This is a genomic window from Nocardioides sp. Root240, from assembly GCF_001428825.1.
Lineage (GTDB): Bacteria > Actinomycetota > Actinomycetes > Propionibacteriales > Nocardioidaceae > Nocardioides.
In genome coordinates, this window is sequence record NZ_LMIT01000001.1 from 447513 (window position 1) to 471084 (window position 23572).

A 23572-nucleotide genomic window follows, 5' to 3' on the forward strand; every position below is an offset into this window, starting at 1 on the left:
GGGGTCAGGGGCGGCGTGCCGTGAGGTACCGCGGGCGGTCGGCGAGGTCGCGGTGGTCGCGGACCTCCGACCAGCGGCCGTCACGGCTGAACACGGCGGGAGCGGACTCGCCCTGGGCGTCGGCGTGCTCGACCCCGACGACACCGCCGGGGACCAGCAGGAGCAGGCCACGCTCGGCGATCACGCGGATCGCGTCGAGGCCGTCGTCGCCGGAGAAGAGGGCCAGGTGCGGGTCGTGGTCGCGGGCCTCGACGGCGACCGACTCCCACGCCTCGAGGGGGACGTACGGCGGGTTGCTCACCAGCACGTGGACCTGGCCCGCGAGGTCGTCGAACGCGGTGGCCAGGTCGCCGAGGCGGAGGTCGACGCCGGTGCCGGTGAGGTTGCGCTCGGCCCACGCGTGCGCGTCGGGGTCCAGCTCGACCGCGTGCACCCGCGCCTCGGGGACCTCGTCGGCGATGCTGCGCGCGATGACGCCAGAACCCGTGCAGAGGTCGACCACGACCGGGGTCTCCCCCGCCCCGAGCACCTCGCGGGCGCGGTCGATCGCCCAGCCGGCGAGCAGCTCGGTCTCCGGACGCGGCACGAAGACGCCGGGGCCGACCGCGACCTCGACGTAACGGAAGGCGGCGGAGCCGAGGAGGTGCTGGAGCGGCTCACGGGCGGCGCGGCGGGCGACCAGGTCGTCGTACCGCTGCTGCTGGAGGGGGTCGACACCGTCGACGAGGAGGAGCCGGCCCCGCGTGGTGCCGAGGACGTGGGCGAGCAGCTCGGCGGCGTCGTGGTCGGGGCTGGCCACGCCGGCCGCGGCGAGGCGTCCCGAGGCGTCGTGGACCAGCTGCCGGGCACTCATGCCGCTCACTCCTCGAGCGCGGCCAGCCGGGCGGCCATGTCGGTCTCGACGCACGAGTCGAGGACCGGCTGGAGGTCGCCGTCGAGGACCTGGTCGAGGTTGTAGGACTTGTAGCCCGTGCGGTGGTCGGAGATCCGGTTCTCCGGGAAGTTGTAGGTGCGGATCCGCTCCGAGCGGTCGACCGTACGGACCTGGCTGCGGCGGGCGTCGCTGGCCTCGGCGTCGGCGGCGTCCTGGGCGGCCTGCAGCAACCGGGCGCGCAGGATGCGCATCGCCTGCTCCTTGTTCTGCAGCTGCGACTTCTCGTTCTGGCAGCTCACCACGATGCCGGTCGGCAGGTGGGTGATCCGCACCGCCGAGTCGGTCGTGTTGACGCTCTGCCCACCCGGGCCGGACGAGCGGAAGACGTCGATGCGCAGGTCGTTGTCGTTGATCTCGACGTCGACCTGCTCGGCCTCCGGCATGACCAGGACGCCGGCGGCGCTGGTGTGGATCCGGCCCTGCGACTCCGTCACGGGGACCCGCTGCACGCGGTGCACACCGCCCTCGTACTTGAGCAGGGCGTACGGCGTCTGGCCGGGCTCCGGGCTGCCGGTGCTCTTGACCGCCACCGTCACCGACTTGTAGCCGCCGAGGTCGGACTCGGTCGCATCGAGGATCTCGGTCTTCCAGCCCCGGCGCTCGGCGTAGCGGCTGTACATGCGCAGCAGGTCGCCCGCGAACAGCGCGCTCTCCTCGCCGCCCTCGCCGGACTTCACCTCGAGCAACGCGTCCTTGTCATCGGCCGGGTCCCGCGGGACCAGCAGCCGGCGCAGCCGCTCCGCGGCCTCCTCCTGCCGGGCGAGCAGGCCGTCGACCTCGGCGGCGAACGCGGGGTCGTCGGCCCCCAGCTCACGGGCAGCCCCGGCGTCCTCGCCGGCGTGCCGCCACTCGCGCCACGTCGCGATGATGGCGTTCAGCTCGGCGTACCGGCGGTTGAGGGTGCGCGCGAGACGGGCGTCCGCGTGGGTCTCGGGCAGCGCGAGCCGCGTCTCCAGCTCGGCATGCTCGGCGAGCATCCCCTCGACTGCCTCGAACAACCTGGGCTCCTCTGTGACGGTGCATGAATCCCCGCTCCGGCGGGGATTCCGGCGGTTGTCGACGGTTGCAACGGCCACGAACCGCTGGAGAACGTCACCAACCCCTGGGGACAAAATGACGAACGCCGGTCCACCCCGGGAAGGGACGGACCGGCGCTCGGAGGCAGCTACTTCTTGGCAGCCTTGGCGTAGCGGGCCTCGAAGCGGGCGACGCGGCCGCCGGTGTCGAGGATCTTCTGCTTGCCGGTGTAGAACGGGTGGCACTGCGAGCAGACGTCGGCGTGGATCGAGCCGGAGGTCGCGGTGCTGCGCGTGGTGAACGAGGCGCCACAGGTGCAGGTCACCTGGGTCACGACGTAGTCGGGGTGGATGTCCTTCTTCATGGGTTGTCCTCTCAAAGGGGCCCGGGTCGTCGCGCGGGGTGCGGACGTGAACCGGAGCCAACGGGAGATCCTACGGCGAGATCCCTCAGCTCCCCAAACCTTCGGGGAGCCGAGGATGTTCCCGACGTCAGCGTCGCTCGAGCTTGACCAGCAGCTCGTAGTTGGTGGCGCTGTTGCGCACCATGCCGAGGAGCTGCTCGAGCGCGGTCGCGGCGTCCTTGCCGGCGAGCTCGGTGCGCAGCGAACCGAGCACCGTCAGCTCCTCCGGCGTCAGCAGCTGGTCCTCGCGGCGGGTGCCGGAGGCAGCGATGTCGACGGCCGGCTCGAGGCCCCGGTCCGCGAGCTCGCGGCTCAGCTGCAGGCGCAGGTTGTCGGTGCCGGCGAGCTCCTCCAGGACGGCCTCGTCCATCTTCGAGCCGTCGTCGAGGCCGGTGGCCAGGATGGTCAGCGAGCCGCCGTTGTCGATGTTGCGCGCGGCACCGAACAGCTTCTTGGGCGGGTACAGCGCGGCGGCGTCGACGCCGCCGGGCAGGATCCGACCGCTGGCGGGAGCCGTCAGGTTGTAGGCACGGCCGAGGCGGGTCAGGCCGTCGATCAGTACGACGACGTCGTGGCCCAGCTCGACGAGGCGCTTCGCGCGCTCGATGGCCAGCTCGGCGAGCGTCGTGTGGTCGGTGGCCGGGCGGTCGAAGGTGCTCGCGACGACCTCGCCCTTGACGGCACGCTGGAAGTCGGTGACCTCCTCCGGACGCTCGTCGATCAGCACGACCATCAGGTGGCACTCGGGGTTGTTGGCCGTGATGGCGTTCGCGATCGCCTGCACCGTCGCGGTCTTGCCCGCGTCGCTCGGTGCCAGGATCAGGCCGCGCTGGCCCTTGCCCACCGGGGCGACCAGGTCGATGACCCGGCCGACGACGGCGTCGGAGCCGGTCTCGAGCCGCAGCCGCTCGGTCGGCGAGACCGGGGTGAGCTTCTCGAACTCGACGCGGACCTTGGCCTGCTCGGGGTCGACCCCGTTGACGGTCTCGATCCGGACCATCGGGTTGAACTTCTCGCGCCGCTCGCCCTCACGGGGCTGGCGGACCTGGCCGACGATGGCGTCGCCCCGGCGCAGGCCGTACTTGCGCACCATCGACAGCGACAGGTAGACGTCGTCGACGCCGGCGAGGTAGCCGCTCGTACGGACGAAGGCGTAGTTGTCGAGCACGTCGAGGATGCCGGCGGCCGGCACGAGGACGTCGTCCTCGCGGACCTCGGTGTCGGGCTCGCGGCCGGTCCGGGCGGTGCGCTCGCGGTCGCGGCCACGGCGGCGACGGTTGCGGCGGCTGCCGCCCTCGCCACCCTCGCCGTCGTCGTCACCGTCGTCGTCGGCGTGGCGGGACTCGTCCTGCTTGGGCGGGTTCTGGTTCTGGCCGCCCTGGGCGTTCTGGTTCTGCGGGCCCTTCTGCTGGTTGGCCTGGTTGCCCTGCTTCTGGCCACCCTGGTTGCCCTGCTGGTTGCCCTGCTGGTTGCCCTGGCGCTGCTTCGGGTTCTGCTGGTTGCCCTGACGGTTCTGCTGGGGCTGGTCCTTCTTGTCCTGCTGGTCCTTCTTGTCCTGCTGCTTGTCCTGCTGCTTGTCCTGCGGCTCGGCCTTGGGCTCATCGGCCTTCGGCTCGTTCTTCGGCTCGGACCTGGCAGCAGGCTTCTCGGCGCGGGGCTCGTCGGCGGGCTTGTCCGCCTTCGGCTCGGACTTCTGCTCCGCCTTCGGCTCGGACTTCTGCTCGGCCTTCGGCTCGGACTTCTCGGCGCGGGCCGAAGCACCGCCACCGGAGCCGCCGCCGGCCTGGGATGCCTTGATGGCGTCGACCAGGGCAGCCTTCTTCATGCTCCCGGCGCCCGGGATGCCCATGCCGTTGGCCATCGCCTTGAGGTCGGCGAGCAGCATGGAGTTGAGTCCACCGGCACGCTTCCTGGGTGCCTTCGCCGACGCCTGGTCGGCGGCGGCGGTGGTGGAGTCGAGGGTGTCTGTCACGTGAGTCCTTCCCACGTATTCATGCTCGTCCCGGTTCGCGGAGGACTCCGCGCGGGACGGCAGCTGGACGGATCCGGCACGAACGACCCTGCGGGCGAGGCCCGCGGGTCCGGCCGAGCCGGAGAAACAGGCACGTCCGGAGCGGACGTGCGGGCGCCGATGACGACGGCGCACCGTCAATGTACCACCGCGGATCGCTCGGTCAGGGGAGGTCCGAGAGAGCGGCGCCCGTGCCGGTGACGGCGAGGGCGTGGGCCTGCCACCCCTCGGGGCAGCGGGCGAGCAGCGCGGCGGCGCTCGTCGTACCAGGTCCGTCGGCGAAGGCCAGCACCGTCGGGCCGGCGCCGGAGACCACCGCGGGCACGCCGTCGGCGCGCAGCGCCTCGACGAGCGCGAGGCTCTCGGGCATCGCGGGCCGGCGGTACTCCTGGTGGAGCCGGTCCTCGGTCGCGCGCAGCAGCTGCTCCGGGCGACCGGAGAGCGCGGCGACGAGGAGGGCGGCGCGACCGGCGTTGGCCGCCGCGTCCGCATGGGGTACGTCGGCCGGGAGCAGCCCGCGCGCGGCCTCGGTCGAGACCGGGGTCGGCGGGACGAAGACGACCGCGCCCACGCGCGGGTCCACGCTGCCGGGGACCGCCCAGAAGGAGCCGTCGGCGTCCTGGCCGGAGATCACGAAGCCGCCGAGCAGGGCCGGGGCGACGTTGTCGGGGTGGCCCTCGAGCTGGGCGGCGAGGTCGAGCAACGCCCCGTCGTCGAGCAGCAGGCGGCCGCCCGCGACCAGCTCACGGGCGAGCCAGACGCCGCCGACGATGGCGGCCGAGGACGAGCCGAGGCCGCGTGCGTGCGGGATGACGTTGGTGCAGGACAGGCGCAGACCCGCCGGGGACTGGCCGAGCCGCTCGAACGTGGCGCGCATGGCCCGGACGACGAGGTGTCGCTCGTCGAGCGGGACCTGGCCGGCGCCGTACCCCTCGACCTCGACGACCAGGCCCTCGGGGAGCACCTCGGCCTCGAGCGTGTCGCGCAGGTCGAGCGCGAGGCCGAGCGTGTCGAAGCCCGGTCCGAGGTTGGCCGAGGTCGCGGGCACGGTGGCCCGGACCGGGCCGTCGACGAACGTCATCTGGCTCAGAGGCCGGCGGCCGCAGCGGCGGCGTCGACGTCGGCGTCGACCACCGTCTCGGGCAGCACGAGGCCGTCGAGCGCGGTGGCGATGTCCTTGAGACCGTGGCCGGTCACCGTGATCGCGACGGTCGTGCCGGCGTAGGTCTCCCCCGCGGCCAGCTCGGACAGCAGCCCGGCGACGCCGGCGGCGGAGGCCGGCTCGACGAAGACACCGTCCTTCGAGGCGAGCTCCTTCTGCGCGGCGAGGATCTGTACGTCGGACACGGCGGCGAACCGGCCACCGGACTCGTCCCGCGCCGCCTCGGCGAGCTTCCAGGAGGCCGGGTTGCCGATCCGGATCGCGGTGGCGCGGGTCTCGGGGTCGGGGAACGGCTCACCGGTCACCAGCGGAGCAGCACCCTCTGCCTGGAAGCCGCGCATGACCGGCTTGCGGGTCGCACGACCCAGCGCGGCGTACTGGGTGTAGCCGAGCCAGTAGGCCGAGATGTTGCCGGCGTTGCCGACCGGCAGCAGGTGGAAGTCAGGGGCGTCGCCGAGGAAGTCGACGATCTCGAAGGCGGCGGTCTTCTGGCCCTCGAGGCGGTGCGGGTTGACCGAGTTGACCAGCGCGACGGGGTACTTCCACGCCATCTCGCGGGCCATCCGGAGACAGTCGTCGAAGTTGCCGCGGACCTGGATGACCTGCGAGCCGTGGAGCACTGCCTGGGCCATCTTGCCGGCGGAGATCTTGCCCTCGGGGACCAGGACGATCGGCGTCACGCCGGCCTTGGCGGCGTAGGCGGCCATCGACGCGGACGTGTTGCCGGTCGACGCGCACACGACGGCCTGCGCACCCTCGTGGACGGCGACGGACAGCGCGGTCGTCATGCCGCGGTCCTTGAACGAGCCGGTCGGGTTGTTGCCCTCGACCTTCAGCCAGACCTCGGCGCCGGTCAGCCCGGACAGCCAGCCCGAGTGGACCAGCGGGGTTCCGCCCTCACGCAGGGTGACGGCCGGGGTGTCCTGCGGGATGTCGAGGAGGGCGCGGTACTCCTCGATGACGCCACGCCACTGCCCATTCGCCTTGCTCATGCTCACTCTTCGGTTCCCTCGACGCGCATCACCGAGGTGACCTCGCGGACGATCTCCATGCCCCGCAGGTTCTCGACGGTCGCGGCGAGCGCCGCGTCCGTCGCCTCGTGCGAGACCACGACGAGCTGGGCGTCATTGCCCCGGCCCTCCTGACGAACGGTCTGGATCGAGACGCCGTTCTCGGCGAACGCGTAGGCCACCGCGGCCAGCACGCCGGCGCGGTCGTCGACGTCGATCGCCACGTGGTAGCGGGTGCGGGTCTCGCCCATCGGCAGCACCGCCCGGTCGGCGTACGCCGACTCGCCGACGCCGCGCGTGCCCTGGCGGTGGTTGCGGGCGACGGTGACGAGGTCACCGAGCACCGCGCTCGCCGTGGGCGAACCGCCCGCGCCGGGGCCGTAGAACATGAGCTGGCCGGCGGCCTCCGACTCGACGAAGACGGCGTTGTAGGCCTCGCGGACGCTGGCCAGGGGGTGCGACCGCGGGATCATCGCGGGGTGCACGCGCACGCTCACGCCGGGGTCGTCGGCCGGGTCGGAGGTGGGGACGAGCTCGGCGATGGCGAGCAGCTTGACGACGCTGCCCATCTCGCGCGCGGAGCGGACGTCGGCGGCGGTCACGTCGGTGATGCCCTCGCGGTGCACGTCGGCCGCGGTCACCCGCGAGTGGAACGCGAGGCTGGCGAGGATGGCGGCCTTGGCGGCGGCGTCGAAGCCCTCGACGTCGGCGGTGGGGTCGGCCTCGGCGTACCCGAGGGCCTGGGCCTCCTCGAGCGCGTCGGCGAAGCCGCTGCCGAGCGTGTCCATCTTGTCGAGGATGAAGTTGGTGGTGCCGTTGACGATGCCCAGGACGCGGGTGACCTTGTCACCGGCGAGGGACTCGCGCAGCGGCCGCACGATCGGGATCGCGCCGGCGACGGCGGCCTCGTAGTAGAGGTCGCGGCCGGCCTTCTCGGCGGCCTCGAAGAGTGTCGGACCGTCCTCGGCGAGCAGCGCCTTGTTGGCCGTGACGACCGAGGCGCCGTTCTCGAGGGCCGACAGGATCAGGGAGCGAGCGGGCTCGATGCCCCCGATCACCTCGATGACGACGTCGACGTCCTCGCGGGCGACCAGCGCCGCCGCGTCGGTGGTGAGCAGGTGGGCCGGGACGTCCACCTCGCGCGGCGCGTCGAGGCGTCGTACGGCGACCCCGGCGAGCTCGACGGGGGCGCCCACCCGAGCCGCCAGGTCGTCGGCCTGCTCACCGAGGAGACGCACCACCTGCGACCCGACGGAGCCACAGCCGAGGACGGCGACCTTGAGGGGACTGTTCACCCCGCGATCGTATCGGCGCCCGGGCGGGCGCCGGGAACCGACGGCAGAACGCGGACAGTCCCCTCCCGGTCGCGCGTCGTCGCGCGAGCTCCCCGGTCAGGGCAGCGTGACGACGACCTTGCCCGTCGCCCGCCCCGTCTCCAGCCGCTCCTGCAGCTTGACCACGTCGGCGAGAGGGAGCTCGGTGTCGACGAGCACCGTCAGCCGGCCGGCGTCGGCGAGTGCCGCGACCTCGGCGAGCGCCGGCCCGTCGGCGGCGACCATGATCCGCTCGACCTGCTTGGCTCCCGCCGCGCGCAGCGCGTCCTCGGCGCCGTCCGGGAAGCCGGTGATGGTGATCACCGCCGTCCCCTCGCGCACGGCGCCCAGCGGGGGGACCCCGGCGTCGACCGTCGACAGCACCACGTCGACCGGACCGATCGCAGCGAGCGCGGCCTCGTCGCGGTAGTCGACGACCTCGTCGGCACCGAGCCCCAGGAGGACCTCGCGCTTGGCCGGGCTCGCGGTCGCGACGACGTGGGCGCCGCGGGCCTTGGCGACCTGGACGGCGAGGTGGCCGACACCGCCCGCTCCCCCGAGCACCAGCACCCGCCGGCCGGTGGCGTCGCCGGTGAGTCCGGCGGCTGCGAACGCGTGCCAGGCGGTCAGCACCGCGAGCGGCGCCGCACCCTGCTGGGCGACACTCCAGGTGCTCGGCGCGAGCGCCAGGTCCGAGGCCGGTACGACGGCCAGCTCCGCCAGCGTGTGCGCGGCCTGCGGGAACCGGGCCAGGCCGAACACAGCGTCGCCGGGGGCGAAGCCGGTGACGGCGTCGCCGACCGCGACGACCTCGCCGGCGACGTCCCAGCCGGGCAGCTCGGTGTACTCGATCGGGCCGAAGTCGACACCCGCCGCGCGGATCTTCACGTCGACCGGGTTGAGGCCGACCGCCCCGACGCGGACCAGCACCTCGTCGGCGGCGGGTGCCGGCTCGGCGAGCTCGACCAGCTCGGTGACCTCGGCGGCGGGGCCGACCCCCGTGTAGCGCACTGCGCGCATGGCTCCTTCTCCTTCTTCCAGTGGTCCCGGGCATCCCGGGTAGGGCTCCAGCCTCCCGGCGGCGCCGGCTGCGCAACAGTGGCCAGATGGACGACATGTGTCATGATCTGGCCATGACCTCCCCTCGGCGCCGGCCGCACCGCGTCGGCGTGATCGCCCTGCCCGGCGTGTACCCGTACGAGCTCGGGATCGCGTCGCGCTTCTTCGGTGCCGCGCAGGTCGACGGCCGCCCGGCGTACGAGGTCGTGACCTGCAGCCTCGACGGCGCTCCGGTCGCCACCGCTGCCGACTTCTCCGTCGCGGTCACGGCCGACCGGTCGATCCTGAGAGAGGTCGACACGGTCGTCGTACCGCCGTGGGAGACGTCGACCTCGACCGGCGACCCGGTCGGGCTCGCCGCCCTCGGGGTGCCACGGGTGGTGTCCTACTGCACCGGCGCCTTCACGGTCGCGGCCTCGGGGCTGCTCGACGGGCGCGCGGCGACGACGCACTGGTGCGCGGCCGACGAGTTCCGCGCGGCCTTCCCCCAGGTGGACTTCCGCCCCGACGAGCTCTTCGTGGACGAGGGCGACGTGCTCACCGCGGCCGGCGCCTCCGCGGCGATCGACCTGACCCTGCACATCATCGCCCGCGACCTCGGCGCCGCCGCGGCCGCCGACGTCTCCCGGCTGACCCTCGCACCGCCGCACCGCGGCGGCGGCCAGTCGCAGTTCGTGCCCCGCCCGACCCTGGCCGACGAGGCCGGCGCGATGGCCGAGGTACGGGCGTGGCTGCTCGGCCGTCTCGACCGGCCGGTCGGGCTCACCGAGGTCGCCGCCGCCTTCGGCCTGAGCGTGCGGACCCTGACCCGGCGCTTCCGCGCCGAGACCGGGGTGACGCTCGGCGACTGGCTGGCCCAGGCGCGCGTCGAGCGGGCCAAGGAGCTGCTCGAGACCAGCGACGCCGGCATCGACCGGGTCGCCGACCTCGCCGGGTTCGGTACGGCGGCCGCGCTCCGCAAGCACTTCCGCGACCGCGTCGGGCTCTCGCCCCAGCAGTACCGCGCCCGCTTCTCCCTGCGCGCCTCGGCGTAGCCCAGCCTGGCCCAGCCTGGCTCAGCCGCGCAGCCTCGTGGCGGGCACGAGGGCGAGCACGGCGACCGCAGCGGCGGCGAGGACCAGCCAGGTCGCCGCGGTCGCGGGCGCGGAGTCGGCGAAGGCCGCGAACACCACTCCCCCGAGCGCGACGCCGACGCTGTTGGCGAGGTAGTCGTTCAGCTGAAGGGCGGAGGAGGTCCTGCCCTCCTCGCCGGCCGCCGCCGTGGCCAGGGCCAGCACCGAGAGCGTGGAGAAGGCCATCCCGATGCCGAGACCGGCCACGCCCCAGGCGGCGACCACCACCGCCAGCGGTACGCCGGCCAGCGAGACCGTCGCGAAGCCGGCGATGCCGACGCCGAGCAGCAGCGCGCCGAGGCGGACCCGGCCGGGCTGGTCGGCTAGGGCGCGCCAGCGCGCGGCGAGCACCGCACCCGCGGACCAGGTGACCGCGCCGACCGTCAGCACCCAGCCGGCCTCGGGGAGGGTGACGTCGCGGCGCAGCACGAGCAGCAGCGGGACGTAGACCTCCGCGGCGGCCATGGCGGTGCCGATCGCGGCGCGGGACCCGAGGACCGCGGGCAACCCGCCGCGCAGGGACCAGGCGCCCGTCGGGAGCACCCGGCGGCCGCCGACGACCACGGCCAGCAAACCGGCCGCGACGAGCAGCGGCCACCCGTCGACGACCTGCTGGCCGCCGACGCTGACGGCCAGCACGCCGATCGCCACGGCGAGGGCCCAGCGCATCCGGCCCTCGCCGGCACGTGCGCTGCCGGGGCGGGACGGCGCGTCGGCGACGAGCAGCCACGCGGCGACGGCGACGACCGGCACCCCGAGGAAGACCCAGCGCCAGCCGACCTGCTCGGCCACCTGCGCCGCGAGCACGGGGCCGACCAGCGCGGGCAGCACCCAGGCGGTGGTCAGCACGGCGAACACCCGCGGGCGCATGGCCTCGGGGTAGGCCTGCGCGATCACGACGTAGAGGGCGACGCCGAGCACGCCGCCGCCGTACCCGTGGACGAGGCGGCCCAGGACGAAGACCGGCATGTTCGGGGCCAGGCCGGCGATCACGACGCCCGCGCAGAACACGACCAGGCCCAGCCGCAGCGCGGGGCCGGGGCCGAGCCGGTCGACCTGCGGGCCGCTGGCGGCGAGGGCGACGACGCCGGCGGCGAGCGGAGCGGCGAAGGCGACGGCGTACCAGCGCAGGCCGTCGAGCTCGGCCGCGACGTCGGGCATCACGGTCGCGACGGCGAGCGCCTCGAAGGCGAAGAGGAAGGCGAGGGAGAAGACGCCGACCGTCGTGCGGGCGTGCCGGCCCCGCCACGGCGAGCCGACCGTGGCCTCGACGACCGCCGTCACCGGCCGACCGCCAGGACCACCTTGCCGACGGACGTGCCCTCCTCCAGTGCACGGTGCGCGGCGGCGGCCTCCTCGAGAGGGAAGACGGAGCCGACGTACGGGACGCGGGAGCCGTCGGCCGCGGCGTCGAGGGCGGCGCGCTCGAACTCGGCGAGCCGGCTCATGATCGGCGGGCCGAGGACGTCGACGACCGGGCGGGCCGGGTCGTCGTAGGCGTTCTGGACGCCGGACGCCCAGCCGTAGCGGATCAGGCGGCCGCCGGGGACCAGTCGCTCGTACAGGGCCTGGCCGACCTCTCCCCCGACGCCGTCGAGCACGACCGTGAGCGGGCCGACCTGTCCCAGCCAGCCCGGGGCACGCCGGTCGAGCGCCGGCTCCGCGCCGTGCTTCGCCGCGACCGCGACCTTGTCCGCACCGCCGGCGACGCCGAGGGCGGCGGCCCCGATGGCGCGCACGCCCTGCAGGAGCAGCACGCCCAGGCCGCCGGCAGCCGAGGTCACCGCGACCGCGTCCTCGGGCGTGATCGCGGCGAGGGCGAGGATCGCCGCCGCGGTGCGACCGGTCCCGATCGCCGCCACCGCGGTCGGGGCGTCGAGGTGGTCCGGCAGGGCGTAGGCCCGGGTCGCGTCGACGACCGCCTGGTCGGCGTACCCGCCGCCGGCGAAGCCGAGGTGTGCGACCACCCGTCGTCCGACCCATGCCCCGTCGACGCCTGCACCCACTCGGTCCACCACACCCGCCACCTCGCGGCCGGGAACCACCGGCAGCTCGGGCGGCTCACCGAGGCCGAAGGCCTCGCCCGCGCGGATCGACGTGTCGAGCAGGTGGACGCCGGCCGCCTCGACCGCGATGCGGAGCTGGCCCGCGGCGGGTTCGAGGTCGGGCAGCTCCTCGAGCTGGAGGACGGAGGCGGGCCCGAAGGCGTGGTGACGGATCGCGTGCATGTGCTCATCCGACAACCTCAACTAAGGTTGAGGTCAATGAGTGACGTGAACAGGGAGATCCGCAGCCACGACCTGACGCCCGGCGAGGTGGCCCGCCGGGCGGGCGTCGCCGTGTCCGCGCTGCACTTCTACGAGCGCGAGGGCCTGATCACCAGCATCCGCACGACGGGCAACCAGCGCCGCTACCACCGCGACGTGCTGCGCCGGGTCGCCTTCGTCCGCGTCTCGCAGGGCGTGGGCATCTCGCTCGCCGACATCCGCGCGGCCCTGGCGACCCTCCCCGAGGGACGGACGCCGACCAAGGCCGACTGGGCGCGGCTCTCCCGCTCGTGGCGCACCACGCTCGACGAACGGATCGAGCGGCTGGAGCGCCTGCGCGACACCCTCGACGACTGCATCGGCTGTGGCTGCCTGTCGATGCAGTCGTGCCGGCTCGCCAATCCCGGCGACGCCCTCAGCGAGTACGGCGACGGTCCGATCCGCTTGCTCGGCAGGTGACGACTCCGTGCGCCGGCGCCCGTGCCGGTGTGCGGAGTCAGCCGAGGTCGGTGGCGAGCAGGTCGTCCTCGGTCTCGCGCCGCACGATGACGCGTGCCTGCCCGTCCTTGACGGCGACGACCGGCGGCCGCAGTGCGTGGTTGTAGTTCGACGCCATCGAGCGGCCGTAGGCACCCGTGGCCGGTACGGCGATCAGGTCGCCGGGCGCGATGTCGCCGGGCAGGAACTCGTCCTTGACCACGATGTCGCCCGACTCGCAGTGCTTGCCGACGACGCGGGCCAGCACCGGTGTCGCGTCCGACGCACGCGAGGCGAGCGTGCAGGAGTAGTCGGCGTCGTACAGGGCCGGGCGGATGTTGTCGCTCATCCCGCCGTCGACGCTGACGTAGGTGCGGACCGCTCCGGCGTCGAGGGTGACCTCCTTGACGGTGCCGACGGTGTAGACCGTGCACATCGAGGGGCCGACGATGGCGCGGCCGGGCTCGATCGAGAGGTGCGGGACGTCGATCCCGAGCGCGGCGCACTCCCCCGTCACGATCTTCGTGATCTGCGCGGCGAGCACGGCGGGGTCGGCCGGGTCGTCCTGGGTCGTGTAGGCGATGCCGAAGCCGCCGCCGAGGTCGAGCTCGGGCATGACGTGGCCCAGCTCCTCGGCGATCTCGGCGTGCAGCCCGAGGACGCGGCGACCGGCGACCTCCCAGCCGGACGTGTCGAAGATCTGCGAGCCGATGTGGCTGTGCAGCCCGCGCAGCGCCAGGCTGTCGTGGCCCAGCACCCGGCGCGCCGCCTCGAGCCCGGCGCCCGACGCGATCGAGAAGCCGAACTTCTGGTCCTCGTGGGCCGTCGCGATGAACTCGTGGGTGTGCGCCTCCACGCCGGCGGTCACCCGGATCATCACCCCCTGCGTGACACCGAGCTGGGCGGCGACGTCGGCCACGCGCTCGATCTCGTGGAAGGAGTCGACGATGATCCGGCCCACGCCGGCGTCGACCGCACGGCGCAGCTCCATCGCCGTCTTGTTGTTGCCGTGGTAGCCGATCCGGGCCGGGTCGACGCCGGCGCGCAGGGCGACGCTCAGCTCGCCGTTGCTGCACACGTCGAGGCAGAGCCCCTCCTCTCCCACCCAGCGGGCGACCGCCGTGGAGAGGAAGGCCTTGCCGGCGTAGAAGACGTCGTAGCCGTCGAAGCCGTCGCGGAACGCACGGGCACGGGCGCGGAAGTCGTCCTCGTCGAGGACGTACGCCGGCGTGTTCACGTCGGCGACCAGGTCCGGGACCGCGAGCCCGCCGATGTGCAGCACGCCGTCGTCGCCCTTGCGGGCCGTGCTCGACCAGAGCACGGGGACCAGCGCGTTGACGTCAGCCGGCTCGCGCAGCCAGTGCGGCGAGGTCCCCGCGTAGTCGCCCGGCGGGACCCGGCCGCTCACATCCGCTCCGGCGCGCTGACGCCCAGCAGGTCGAGCCCGTTGGCGATGACCGTGCGGGTGGCGACGGTCAGCACGAGGCGCGCCTCGTTGACCGGCTGCACCGGGTCGTCGCCCTGCGGCAGCATGCGGCACTCCTTGGTGTCGTACCACTTGTTGAACACCGAGGCCGTGTCCTCCAGGTAGCGCGCGACCCGGTGCGGCTCGCGCAGCTCGGCCGCGCTGGCCACGACCCGCGGGTACTCCGCCAGCGCGCGCAGCAGCTCGCCGTCGCGCTCGTGGTCGAGCAGGCTCGGGTCGAAGGCGTCGTCGGCCGGAAGCGCCATGCCGAGGTCGCGGGCGTTCTCGATCATCCGGCAGGTCCGCGCGTGGGCGTACTGCACGTAGTAGACCGGGTTGTCGTTGGACTGCTTGGTGATCTCGGCGACGTCGAGCACCAGCGGCGAGTCCGCCGGGTAGCGCGCCAGGGAGTAGCGCAGCGCGTCGACGCCGATCTCGCTCGCGAGGTCGTCGAGCGTGACGATGTTGCCGGCCCGCTTGGAGAGCTTGAGCTCCTCGCCGTTCTTCAGGATCTTGACCAGCTGCCCGATCATCACGTCGAGCGTCTTGTCGGGGTCGTCGCCGACGCAGGCCGCCATCGCCCGCAGCCGGCCGACGTAGCCGTGGTGGTCGGCGCCGAGCAGGTAGATGCAGTTGTCGAAGCCGCGCTCCCTCTTGTTGAGGTAGTAGGCGGTGTCGGAGGCGAAGTACGTCAGCTCGCCGTCGGACTTGATGAGCACCCGGTCCTTGTCGTCACCGAAGTCGGTCGTGCGCATCCACAGCGCCCCGCCGTCCTCGAAGACGTGGCCGAGGTCCTTGAGCCGCTGCAGCGTCTCCGGCACGGAGCCGGACTCGTGCAGGGACAGCTCGGAGAACCAGACGTCGAAGTGGGTGTTGAAGTGCTCCAGCGACTTCTGCTGCTCCTTGAGCTGGATCTCGTAGCCGGCCGCGCGCACGGAAGCCTGCCGCTCGGCACCCTCGAGCTGGAAGATCCCCGGGCTCGCCGCCTCGACGGCCTTCGCGAGGTCGTTGATGTACTCGCCGGCGTACCCGTCCTCGGGCTTGGGCTCGCCGAGGGCCGCCGCGATGATCGAGTCGGCGAAGTGGTTCATCTGCACGCCGCGGTCGTTGATGTAGAACTCGCGCGTCACCTCGGCACCCGCCGCGGCGAGCACCCGCCCGATCGCGTCGCCGAGCACCGCCCACCGGGTGTGGCCGAGGTGGAGCGGACCCGTCGGGTTGGCGGAGATGAACTCGACGTTGATCCGCTGGCCGGCGAGGACCTCGCTGGTGCCGTACGACGCCCCGGCGGCGACGACCTCGGCCGCCACCTTGCCCTGCGCGCCCGCCTCGACGCTGATGTTGAGGAAGCCCGGGCCGGCGACCTCGACGTCGCTGATGCCATCGGCCGTGCGCAGCCGCTCGGCGAGCTGCTCACCGAGCGCCCGCGGGTTGGTCCGAGCCTTCTTCGCCAGCTGCAGCGCGACATTCGTCGCGTAGTCGCCGTGCCCCTTCTGCCGGGGTCGCTCCACCGTGACCTCCGCCGGTACGCCGTCGGGGAGGGTCAGGGCACCGCTGTCGACGAGCGACGTGAGGGCCTCGACGATGGTCGTGGAGAGCTGGGCTGGGGTCACCCGCCAAGGGTATCGGCGGGTGCCGGTTTCCTTCGCGCGAGTATCCCCCGGTAGTGTTCCGACTCGCGTCGCCGAGCAGGTCTCGGTCGCATGCCTCCGTAGCTCAGGGGATAGAGCACTGGTTTCCGGTACCAGGTGTCGCAGGTTCGAATCCTGCCGGAGGCGCCCCGTCCTCAGCGACCGGCGCCGAAGATCGCCCGGGCGTCCTTCCACGCCTCGGCCGCCCTCGCAGCGGTGAGCGCGTGTGCGGCCCGGAACTCCGCGCGGGTCGCTCCCGCTCCCTGCGCCTCGTGGGCCTGCTCCGCGGCGCTGCGCCGTACCGGATCGGTCGCGGGGTCGGCGAAGAACTTGCCGTCGCGCAGCAAGCCTTTCACCGTGTCCACGCCCACGCCCAGCTCGGCGGCGATCTGGGGGCGCGTCCGGCCCGCCTGCTGGAGCTCGACCGCGCGCCGGCACCGCTCCAGGCGCTCGTCACGTTGGGCGTCATTGAACGCATTGCTGCCCCGGCCGTCGTCCGGGATGGGCTCGCGCGGCGGGGTCGCGCGCACCCTCGGGACCTTTGGCGGCTCCGGGGCGACGTCGGCGCCGGGCGTGAGGAGGCGCGGCGACCAGGTCCATCCGGTGGGTGCGCCCGGCGGGGTCCATCGCGCGAAGATCGAGGGCAGCTGGCGCAGGTCGCCCTCGACGAGCTCGACGAGCCGCAGCCCGTGCCGGCGCGCCAACGCCTGTTTCTGCGCCATCTTGGCGGCGTACGCCGGATCGTCCGGCAGTCCCCAGAGCTCGACGAGGGTGCCGTCACCGAGCACCCAGTCGGCCCGGCGCAGGCCGCTCGGGTTGTAGTCCGGATCGACCGGGTAGACCGGTTCGCGGTCATGGGCGATCCCGTGGAGGTGGAGGAAGTCGCACACGGCCCGCTCCCTCAAGGAGTGGCACAGGTGCCCGTCACGTGCCCGGATCAGCGTGCCGCGGCCGGTCCGCAGGCCCTCGTTCGCGAGCCCGGTCGCCTCCAGGACGTGCGTCCAGGGATGACTGCGATCGATGGACGATCGCAGTCGCAGCGCCCGGTCGACGAAGGCTCCGTCGACCGGGTCCGCGGGGTTCACGTGCAGCGGGTGGAGCTGGCCGGACAGGAAGAGCTCCCCGTCGAACTCGGACCTGACGAGGGATCGCACGGCGCGCGCGGTGGCGCCGAGCGAGCTGCCGCGGCCGTCGTACGCCTGCTCGAGGCAGGCAGCGCAGTAGGCGATCTGGTCGACGCAGATCGGGGTCGTGAGGGCCAGCGCCGCGGCACCACACAGCCGGCACGGCTCCACCGCACCGCTCAGCTCGTGCACCGCGAACAGCTCACGCCGGCCGCGGGCGAACCGCTGGTGCAGCACGAACTGCGGATCGGTCGCAGCGGGGACGTGCTCGTGGGCGAGGTACTCCAGCTCGTCGTCGAGCCCCCACGGCTGCCGTGGCAGCCGGACCTCCCCCGCCGCCAGCCCGTGCCGTGCCAGCACGAGCACCGCGACGTCGACGAGCGGGCCGTCCTCGACCCAGAGCACGTCCGAGTCCGGGTGGAAGATCGCGAACGCCTCGCCCAGCGCGTACGGGTCAGGCTCCCGGGCCTTGAGGAGCAGCCCCTCCCGACGACGCTCGACCACCGCGTTGGGCACCGTGCCGGGACCCCACGGGCTCGACGGGTCCGGCGGCGGAGGCGCCAGCGGTCCGCGCACCGGGACGTCCTGCTCCGCGACGAGTCGTCGCACCTGCTCTCGGTCCCGTTCGTCGATGACGTGCAGCACACCGCCCACGACCGCGCCGACGTCCGCGCCCGTGGCGGAGTCGCGCAGCTCGAGCAGGTGGCCGTCGCTCACGTGGTCGTGTCCCATCGTGATGCGGATCCCGGCCGGACTCCCCTGCGGCCGGTCGAACGTGGCGAGCAGCGCGAGGGCGTTCGCCGTCTGCGCAGCAGGTCCCTCGCGCTGCGCAGCGCGGGTACCGGTCGGCCTGTCGGGCAGATCGAGGAAGACGCGAATGGCGTCGCCGAGCTCGCGACCGTGGGGCAGGTCGAGACGGACGGTGGCGTCGGACTCGATCACGGCGTGGCACACCACCTCACCGCCCGCGTGCGCGATCAGCGCCGGGAGGTTCCGTGGGCCGACCTGCCGGAGGTAGTGGTCATGGAGGTAGCCGAGGTGCCGGTCGTCGAGTGAACCCGCGACGCCGGGCACCACCACGGCGACCGCGTTCGCGTTGTAGGTGTTGTCAGCCCGGTGCACGAGCGCCACCTGCACCCGCACGGCTGCCCGGCTGCCCCTCGACAGGTGGCCGCCGGCGAAGTCCCGCAGCCGGCGCTCGGCCTGCTTCCAGGAGCTGAACCCGACGGTCTCCCCGCCGTCCCACGGCGGCAGGACGACGAGCCTGCCGCGCCGCTCGACCTCGTAGGCGCTCATCCCTTCTCTGGTCGCGGTGCCGGAGCGGTCTCCTCCACCCGTCGTACGACGCACGCCAGCTCGCGGATCGCCCGCTGCAGCTCGGTCAGCTGGTCGATGCCCTGGGCGTCGTACGGCCAGCCCTCCTCGAACGCCTCGTCGACGACGGCCTGGGCCAGCTCCTCGACCTCCTCGAGGTGGGCGAAGCGGCCGCGCAGCGGCGCCGCGACCGGTGCGGGCGTACGACGGACCTTGCGCACGTCGCGGAGGCGGACGACCTCGATGCCGTCAGCCGTGCCCGGCTCGCCGAGCCGGGTGAGCTCGACGTGCTTGTCGTCGAGGCCGACGACGAAGCCGGCGACCGGGTCGGCGTCGTGGAGCCGGAGCTCGACGTGACGCTGCTTCTCCTCGGCACTGCGCAGCCGGCCGAGAACCTTCGTGCGTCGCGCGCGGTCGGCGCGCCGGGACTTCCTCGTCATCTCGCCCATCGTGCCCTGCCACCGGTGCGCCCCGCCAGCGACCCGCCAGCGCATCGCCGTACCCTGCCTGCTGTGTCCAGCTCCCGCGTCACCATCCACACCGACGGCGCCTGCCTGGGCAACCCGGGACCGGGCGGCTGGGGCGCCGTCCTCCGGTACGGCGACCACGAGCTCGAGCTGTTCGGCGGCGACCCGGCGACGACGAACAACCGCATGGAGCTGATGGCCGCCATCCGGGCACTGGAGACGCTGACGCGTCCCTCGCAGGTCGACCTGCACACCGACAGCAGCTACGTCCGCAACGGGATCCTGTCGTGGGTCGCGAAGTGGAAGGCCAACGGCTGGCGGACAGCGGCCAAGGCACCGGTCAAGAACGACGACCTCTGGAAGCGCCTCGACCTCGCCGCCGCCGGCCACGAGGTGGAGTGGCACTGGGTCAAGGGCCACGCCGGCGACCCGGGCAACGAACGGGCCGACGCGCTGGCCGGCCGCGGTGCCCGCGAGGCCCGCGAGGGCTCACCGATCTGAGCGCGTCGGGAGCCGTCGGGACACCGTGGAAGGCCGCCCCGATGTCTGTTCGGTAACACCCGTCGACAAAGGGTGACCACGGAGCGGTATTTGCTTCGGTGGGGGACTAGCCTTGGCGGTCGTAACCGCCCGCTACCGGCGGCGGGCGGCAGAGCGCACCTTTGGAAGAGGCGAAGCACGTCGTGACGCAGTCGTCAGACCAGTCCCACGGATCACCCGAACCCGTCGACTTCGGAGCCAACGAGTGGCTCGTGGAGGAGATGAAGGAGCAGTTCGAGGCTGACCCCAACAGCGTCGATCCGGCGTGGGCCGCGTTCTTCAAGGGCGCCGCCACCAACGGTACGACGCCCGCCACCGCCGCTGCTCCGGCAGCAGCCGCCGCGCCGGCCCCCGCGCCGGCTGCGGCCCCGGCTGCCCAGGCCACCCCGGCCGCTCCCGCCGCCGCCCCGGCTCCGGCCGCCGCGCCGACCCCGAAGGCCACCCCGGCCCCGCAGGTCAGCCCGGCCTCCACCACCACGCCGACGCCGAAGGCCGACGCCGAGAAGCCCACCCCGAAGGACGCTCCCCGCCCGGCTCCCGTGACCGCGAGCGACGAGCCCACCCTCACGGTCCTGCGCGGCATCCCCGCCGCGACCGCGAAGAACATGGACATCTCGCTGTCCGTGCCGACCGCCACGTCGGTGCGCAACATGCCGGTCAAGCTCCTGTGGGACAACCGGATCGTCATCAACAGCCACCTCAAGCGCGCCCGCGGCGGCAAGGTGTCGTTCACCCACCTCATCGGCTACGCCATCGTCAAGGCGATCAAGGCGCAGCCGGCGATGAACAACACCTACGACGAGATCAACGGCAAGCCCACGATGGTCACGCCGGCGCACATCAACCTCGGCCTCGCGATCGACCAGGTGAAGGCCGACGGCAGCCGCCAGCTGGTCGCGCCGTCGATCAAGGCCTGCGAGTCGATGGACTTCGCGCAGTTCTGGACCGCGTACGAGGAGATCGTGCGCAAGGCCAAGGACAACAAGCTGACCATGGAGGACTACTCCGGTACGACGGTCAGCCTCACCAACGTCGGCGGTCTCGGCACCAACAACTCGGTGCCGCGGCTGATGCAGGGCCAGGCCGCCATCATCGGCGTCGGCTCGATGGACTACCCGCCGGAGTTCCAGGGTGCGTCCGAGGAGACGATCGCGCGCAACGCGATCTCCCGCATCATGACGATGACCTCGACGTACGACCACCGGGTGATCCAGGGTGCGCAGTCGGGCGAGTTCCTCGGCCAGGTGCACAAGTACCTGCTCGGCCAGGACGGCTTCTACGACGAGATCTTCCGCGCCCTGCGGATCCCCTACGAGCCGATCCGCTGGAACGCCGACGTCGCCACGTCGCACGACGACGAGATCGACAAGCAGGCCCGCATCCTCGAGCTGATCCACGCCTACCGCGTGCGCGGCCACCTGATGGCCGACACCGACCCGCTCGAGTACAAGCAGCGCAGCCACCCGGACCTGCGCATCGAGTCGCACGGCCTGACCCTGTGGGACCTCGACCGCGAGTTCCCGACCGGCTCCTTCGGCGGCGGCGACCGTCGCTTCATGAAGCTGCGCCACATCCTCGGGATCCTGCGCGACTCCTACTGCCGCACCACCGGCATCGAGTACATGCACATCATGGACCCCGAGCAGCGCCGCTGGATCCAGGAGCGCGTCGAGCAGCCGCACACCAAGCTGCCCCGCGAGGAGCAGCTGCGGATCCTGCTGAAGCTCAACCAGGCCGAGGCGTTCGAGACCTTCCTGCAGACGAAGTTCGTCGGTCAGAAGCGCTTCTCCCTCGAGGGTGGCGAGACCACGATCCCGGTCGTCGACGAGATCGCCGAGGCCGCCGCGCAGGAGGGCCTCGAGGAGGTCGCGATCGGCATGGCCCACCGCGGCCGCCTCAACGTGCTCGCCAACATCGTCGGCAAGTCCTACAACCAGATCTTCCGCGAGTTCGAGGGCAACATCGACCCGCGCACGGTCCAGGGCTCCGGCGACGTGAAGTACCACCTCGGCGCCGAGGGCGCCTTCGTCGCGGGCACCGGCGAGACCATCGCGGTCTCGGTCGCCGCGAACCCGTCGCACCTGGAGACCGTGGACCCGGTGCTCGAGGGCATCGCCCGCGCCAAGCAGGACGTGCTCAACCGTGGCGAGGAGTTCCCGGTCCTGCCGGTGCTGCTGCACGGCGACGCCGCCTTCGCCGGCCAGGGCGTGGTCGCCGAGACGCTCAACCTCTCGCAGCTGCGCGGCTACCGCACCGGCGGCACGATCCACGTGGTCATCAACAACCAGGTCGGCTTCACCACCTCCCCGGGCTCGTCGCGCTCGACGCTCTACTGCACCGACGTGGCGCGGATGGTCCAGGCGCCGATCTTCCACGTGAACGGCGACGACCCGGAGGCGTGCATCCGCGTCGCCCGGCTCGCGTTCGAGTACCGGCAGACCTTCAAGAGCGACGTCGTCATCGACCTCGTCTGCTACCGCCGTCGCGGTCACAACGAGGGCGACGACCCGTCGTACACGCAGCCGCTGATGTACGACCTCATCGAGCAGAAGCGATCGGTCCGCAAGCTCTACACGGAGTCCCTCATCGGTCGTGGCGACATCACGATCGAGGAGGCCGAGCAGGTCCTGCGCGACTACCAGCAGCAGCTGGAGCGGGTCTTCACCGAGGTCCGCGAGGCCGACACCAAGCCCGACGAGTGGACGACCGTCCCGGACTACCCGGACAAGTCGGTCGGCGAGACCCAGACGTCGGTGACCCCCGAGGTCATGAAGCGGATCGCCGACGCCTACGTCACCCCGCCCGAGGGCTTCACCGTCCACCCGAAGGTCATGCCGCAACTGCAGCGCCGCGCCGCCGCGATCGCCGACGGCCCGATCGACTGGGGCACCGGCGAGATCCTCGCCTTCGGCTCGCTGCTGATGGACGGTCGCCCGGTCCGCCTGGCCGGCCAGGACTCGCGCCGCGGCACGTTCGTGTCCCGCTTCGCGACGATCATCGACCGGCACAACGCCGACGAGTGGACGCCGCTGGCCAACCTCACCGAGGACCAGGCCAAGTTCTTCGTCTACGACAGCCTGCTGTCGGAGTACGCCGCGCTCGGCTTCGAGTACGGCTACTCCGTCGCGCGGCCCGACGCGCTGGTCCTCTGGGAGGCCCAGTTCGGCGACTTCGTCAACGGCGCGCAGTCGGTCATCGACGAGTACATCTCCGCCGGCAAGACCAAGTGGGGCCAGGACTCGGGCGTCGTCATGCTGCTGCCGCACGGCTACGAGGGCCAGGGTGCCGACCACTCCTCCGCCCGCATCGAGCGGTTCCTCACGCTCTGCGCGGACGAGGCGATGGTGGTGGCCCAGCCGTCGACGCCGGCGTCGTACTTCCACCTGCTGCGCCAGCACTCGCTCGGTGGCGAGCACAAGCCGCTGATCGTGTTCACGCCGAAGTCGATGCTCAAGCGCAAGGAGGCTGCCTCGCAGCCCTCCGACTTCACCTCGGGCGAGTTCCGCCCCGTGATCGGCGACGACACGGTCGACCCGGCCAAGGTGACCACGGTGCTGCTGGTCTCCGGCCGGCTCACGTGGGACCTCGTCGTCGAGCGGCAGAAGTCCAACCGCGAGGACGTCGCGATCCTGCGGGTCGAGCAGCTCTACCCGTGGCCCGTCGAGGCCATCAAGGCCGAGCTGGCGAAGTACCCCGACGCCAAGGTCAAGTGGGTCCAGGACGAGCCCTACAACCAGGGCCCGTGGCCGTCGTACTACCTCAACGTGGTGCCGCAGCTCGACCGCGCGATCGAGCCGGTGACCCGCAAGGCGTCCTCGACCACCGCCGTCGGCACGGCCAAGCGCCACCTCGAGGAGGCCAAGGTCCTGATCGGCGAAGCCTTTGCCTGATCGTCGGACGTCCGAGGAACGAGGACGTCCGACGATCCCGCAGGCAGGTCGAGTAGGCGCACGGCCGAGGCACGAGGCCGTGACCGCCGTATCGAGACCCATCGGCTGACATCACAGGAGTCGCAGCATGTACTTCACCGATCGCGGGATCGAGGAGCTCGAGCAGCGCCGGGGCGACGAGGAGGTCACCCTGGCCTGGCTCGGCGAGCGGCTCCAGGAGTTCGTCGACACCCACCCGGAGTTCGAGACGGCGGTCGAGCGGTTCGCCACCTGGCTGGCCCGGCTCGACGACCCCGAGGACTGAGGCAGCGCACGTACGACGAGGGCCCGGCGGAGATTCTCCGCCGGGCCCTCGTCCGTGTCACTGCCCCCGTCC

At 72.6% G+C, this 23572-nt stretch carries 19 protein-coding genes and 1 tRNA gene; 6 read left to right on the forward strand and 14 right to left on the reverse strand.

Annotated elements, in window-relative coordinates; translation table 11 throughout:
• Positions 1 to 4: 4 nt before the first annotated feature.
• From prmC to ASE20_RS02150, 8 genes are all read right to left on the reverse strand, one after another.
• Positions 5 to 853, reverse strand: a complete 849-nt coding sequence (gene prmC / locus ASE20_RS02115; RefSeq protein ID WP_056892856.1) for a peptide chain release factor N(5)-glutamine methyltransferase — start codon at positions 851 to 853, stop codon at positions 5 to 7.
• Positions 854 to 858: 5 nt separating this feature from the next.
• Positions 859 to 1932, reverse strand: a complete 1074-nt coding sequence (prfA, locus tag ASE20_RS02120; RefSeq protein WP_056892857.1) for a peptide chain release factor 1 — start codon at positions 1930 to 1932, stop codon at positions 859 to 861.
• 167 nt (positions 1933 to 2099) lie between these two features.
• Positions 2100 to 2315 carry a 50S ribosomal protein L31 gene (gene rpmE, locus ASE20_RS02125; RefSeq protein WP_038678102.1) on the reverse strand — a complete coding sequence of 72 codons (216 nt, stop codon included), beginning with the start codon at positions 2313 to 2315 and terminating at the stop codon, positions 2100 to 2102.
• 127 nt (positions 2316 to 2442) lie between these two features.
• Complete coding sequence (rho, locus tag ASE20_RS02130) at positions 2443 to 4326, reverse strand: transcription termination factor Rho (RefSeq protein ID WP_056892858.1); 1884 nt, start codon at positions 4324 to 4326, stop codon at positions 2443 to 2445.
• A gap of 202 nt (positions 4327 to 4528) precedes the next feature.
• Positions 4529 to 5446 carry a homoserine kinase gene (thrB, locus tag ASE20_RS02135; RefSeq protein WP_056892859.1) on the reverse strand — a complete coding sequence of 306 codons (918 nt, stop codon included), beginning with the start codon at positions 5444 to 5446 and terminating at the stop codon, positions 4529 to 4531.
• 5 nt (positions 5447 to 5451) lie between these two features.
• On the reverse strand, positions 5452 to 6525 hold the full coding sequence (gene thrC / locus ASE20_RS02140) for a threonine synthase (protein WP_225869007.1): 1074 nt from the start codon (positions 6523 to 6525) through the stop codon (positions 5452 to 5454).
• Positions 6522 to 7832, reverse strand: coding sequence for a homoserine dehydrogenase (locus ASE20_RS02145; RefSeq protein WP_056892861.1), 1311 nt, complete (start codon positions 7830 to 7832; stop codon positions 6522 to 6524). The genes thrC and ASE20_RS02145 overlap by 4 nt, the downstream gene beginning before the upstream one ends.
• Before the next feature lie 96 nt (positions 7833 to 7928).
• Entirely contained in the window at positions 7929 to 8870 is a 942-nt protein-coding gene (locus ASE20_RS02150) for an NADP-dependent oxidoreductase (RefSeq protein ID WP_082612069.1), read from the reverse strand.
• Positions 8871 to 8983: 113 nt separating this feature from the next.
• Here ASE20_RS02150 and ASE20_RS02155 point away from each other — a divergent pair, with 113 nt between their 5' ends.
• A complete protein-coding gene (locus ASE20_RS02155) occupies positions 8984 to 9943 on the forward strand; it encodes a GlxA family transcriptional regulator (protein WP_056892863.1) in 960 nt (319 codons plus the stop codon).
• A gap of 21 nt (positions 9944 to 9964) precedes the next feature.
• Here ASE20_RS02155 and ASE20_RS02160 read toward each other — a convergent pair whose 3' ends face one another.
• Positions 9965 to 11305: an MFS transporter gene (locus ASE20_RS02160; RefSeq protein WP_056892864.1), complete on the reverse strand. Its 1341-nt coding sequence runs from the start codon at positions 11303 to 11305 to the stop codon at positions 9965 to 9967.
• Positions 11302 to 12249, reverse strand: coding sequence for a zinc-binding dehydrogenase (locus ASE20_RS02165; protein ID WP_056892865.1), 948 nt, complete (start codon positions 12247 to 12249; stop codon positions 11302 to 11304). Before ASE20_RS02165 ends, ASE20_RS02160 begins: the two co-directional genes overlap by 4 nt.
• A gap of 36 nt (positions 12250 to 12285) precedes the next feature.
• Between ASE20_RS02165 and soxR the strand changes: the two genes are divergently transcribed.
• The gene (gene soxR, locus ASE20_RS02170) at positions 12286 to 12747 is read left to right on the forward strand and encodes a redox-sensitive transcriptional activator SoxR (protein WP_056892866.1); all 462 of its coding nucleotides are present in this window, start codon (positions 12286 to 12288) and stop codon (positions 12745 to 12747) included.
• Between the two features lie 37 nt (positions 12748 to 12784).
• Here the strand turns inward: soxR and lysA are convergent, their stop codons facing one another.
• Together lysA and argS are read right to left on the reverse strand one after the other, a co-directional pair.
• A complete protein-coding gene (lysA, locus tag ASE20_RS02175) occupies positions 12785 to 14173 on the reverse strand; it encodes a diaminopimelate decarboxylase (RefSeq protein WP_056892867.1) in 1389 nt (462 codons plus the stop codon).
• A complete protein-coding gene (gene argS / locus ASE20_RS02180; RefSeq protein ID WP_056892868.1) occupies positions 14170 to 15843 on the reverse strand; it encodes an arginine--tRNA ligase in 1674 nt (557 codons plus the stop codon). Before argS ends, lysA begins: the two co-directional genes overlap by 4 nt.
• 92 nt (positions 15844 to 15935) lie before the next feature.
• Here argS and ASE20_RS02185 point away from each other — a divergent pair.
• A tRNA-Arg gene (locus ASE20_RS02185) sits at positions 15936 to 16008 on the forward strand.
• A gap of 8 nt (positions 16009 to 16016) precedes the next feature.
• Here ASE20_RS02185 and ASE20_RS02190 read toward each other — a convergent pair.
• Both ASE20_RS02190 and ASE20_RS02195 read right to left on the reverse strand, forming a co-directional pair.
• Positions 16017 to 18281: a hypothetical protein gene (locus ASE20_RS02190; protein ID WP_056892869.1), complete on the reverse strand. Its 2265-nt coding sequence runs from the start codon at positions 18279 to 18281 to the stop codon at positions 16017 to 16019.
• Positions 18278 to 18739: a hypothetical protein gene (locus ASE20_RS02195; protein ID WP_157538375.1), complete on the reverse strand. Its 462-nt coding sequence runs from the start codon at positions 18737 to 18739 to the stop codon at positions 18278 to 18280. The genes ASE20_RS02190 and ASE20_RS02195 overlap by 4 nt, the downstream gene beginning before the upstream one ends.
• A 72-nt stretch (positions 18740 to 18811) precedes the next feature.
• Between ASE20_RS02195 and rnhA the strand changes: the two genes are divergently transcribed.
• From rnhA to ASE20_RS25130, 3 genes are all read left to right on the forward strand, one after another.
• Positions 18812 to 19267 (forward strand): ribonuclease HI, encoded by a 456-nt coding sequence (rnhA, locus tag ASE20_RS02200; protein ID WP_056892871.1) that lies wholly within the window; start codon positions 18812 to 18814, stop codon positions 19265 to 19267.
• Between the two features lie 260 nt (positions 19268 to 19527).
• Positions 19528 to 23196, forward strand: coding sequence for a multifunctional oxoglutarate decarboxylase/oxoglutarate dehydrogenase thiamine pyrophosphate-binding subunit/dihydrolipoyllysine-residue succinyltransferase subunit (locus ASE20_RS02205; protein ID WP_082612106.1), 3669 nt, complete (start codon positions 19528 to 19530; stop codon positions 23194 to 23196).
• A 127-nt stretch (positions 23197 to 23323) separates the two neighbouring features.
• Entirely contained in the window at positions 23324 to 23500 is a 177-nt protein-coding gene (locus ASE20_RS25130) for a DUF6104 family protein (RefSeq protein ID WP_164483660.1), read from the forward strand.
• The last annotated feature ends 72 nt before the right edge of the window (positions 23501 to 23572 follow it).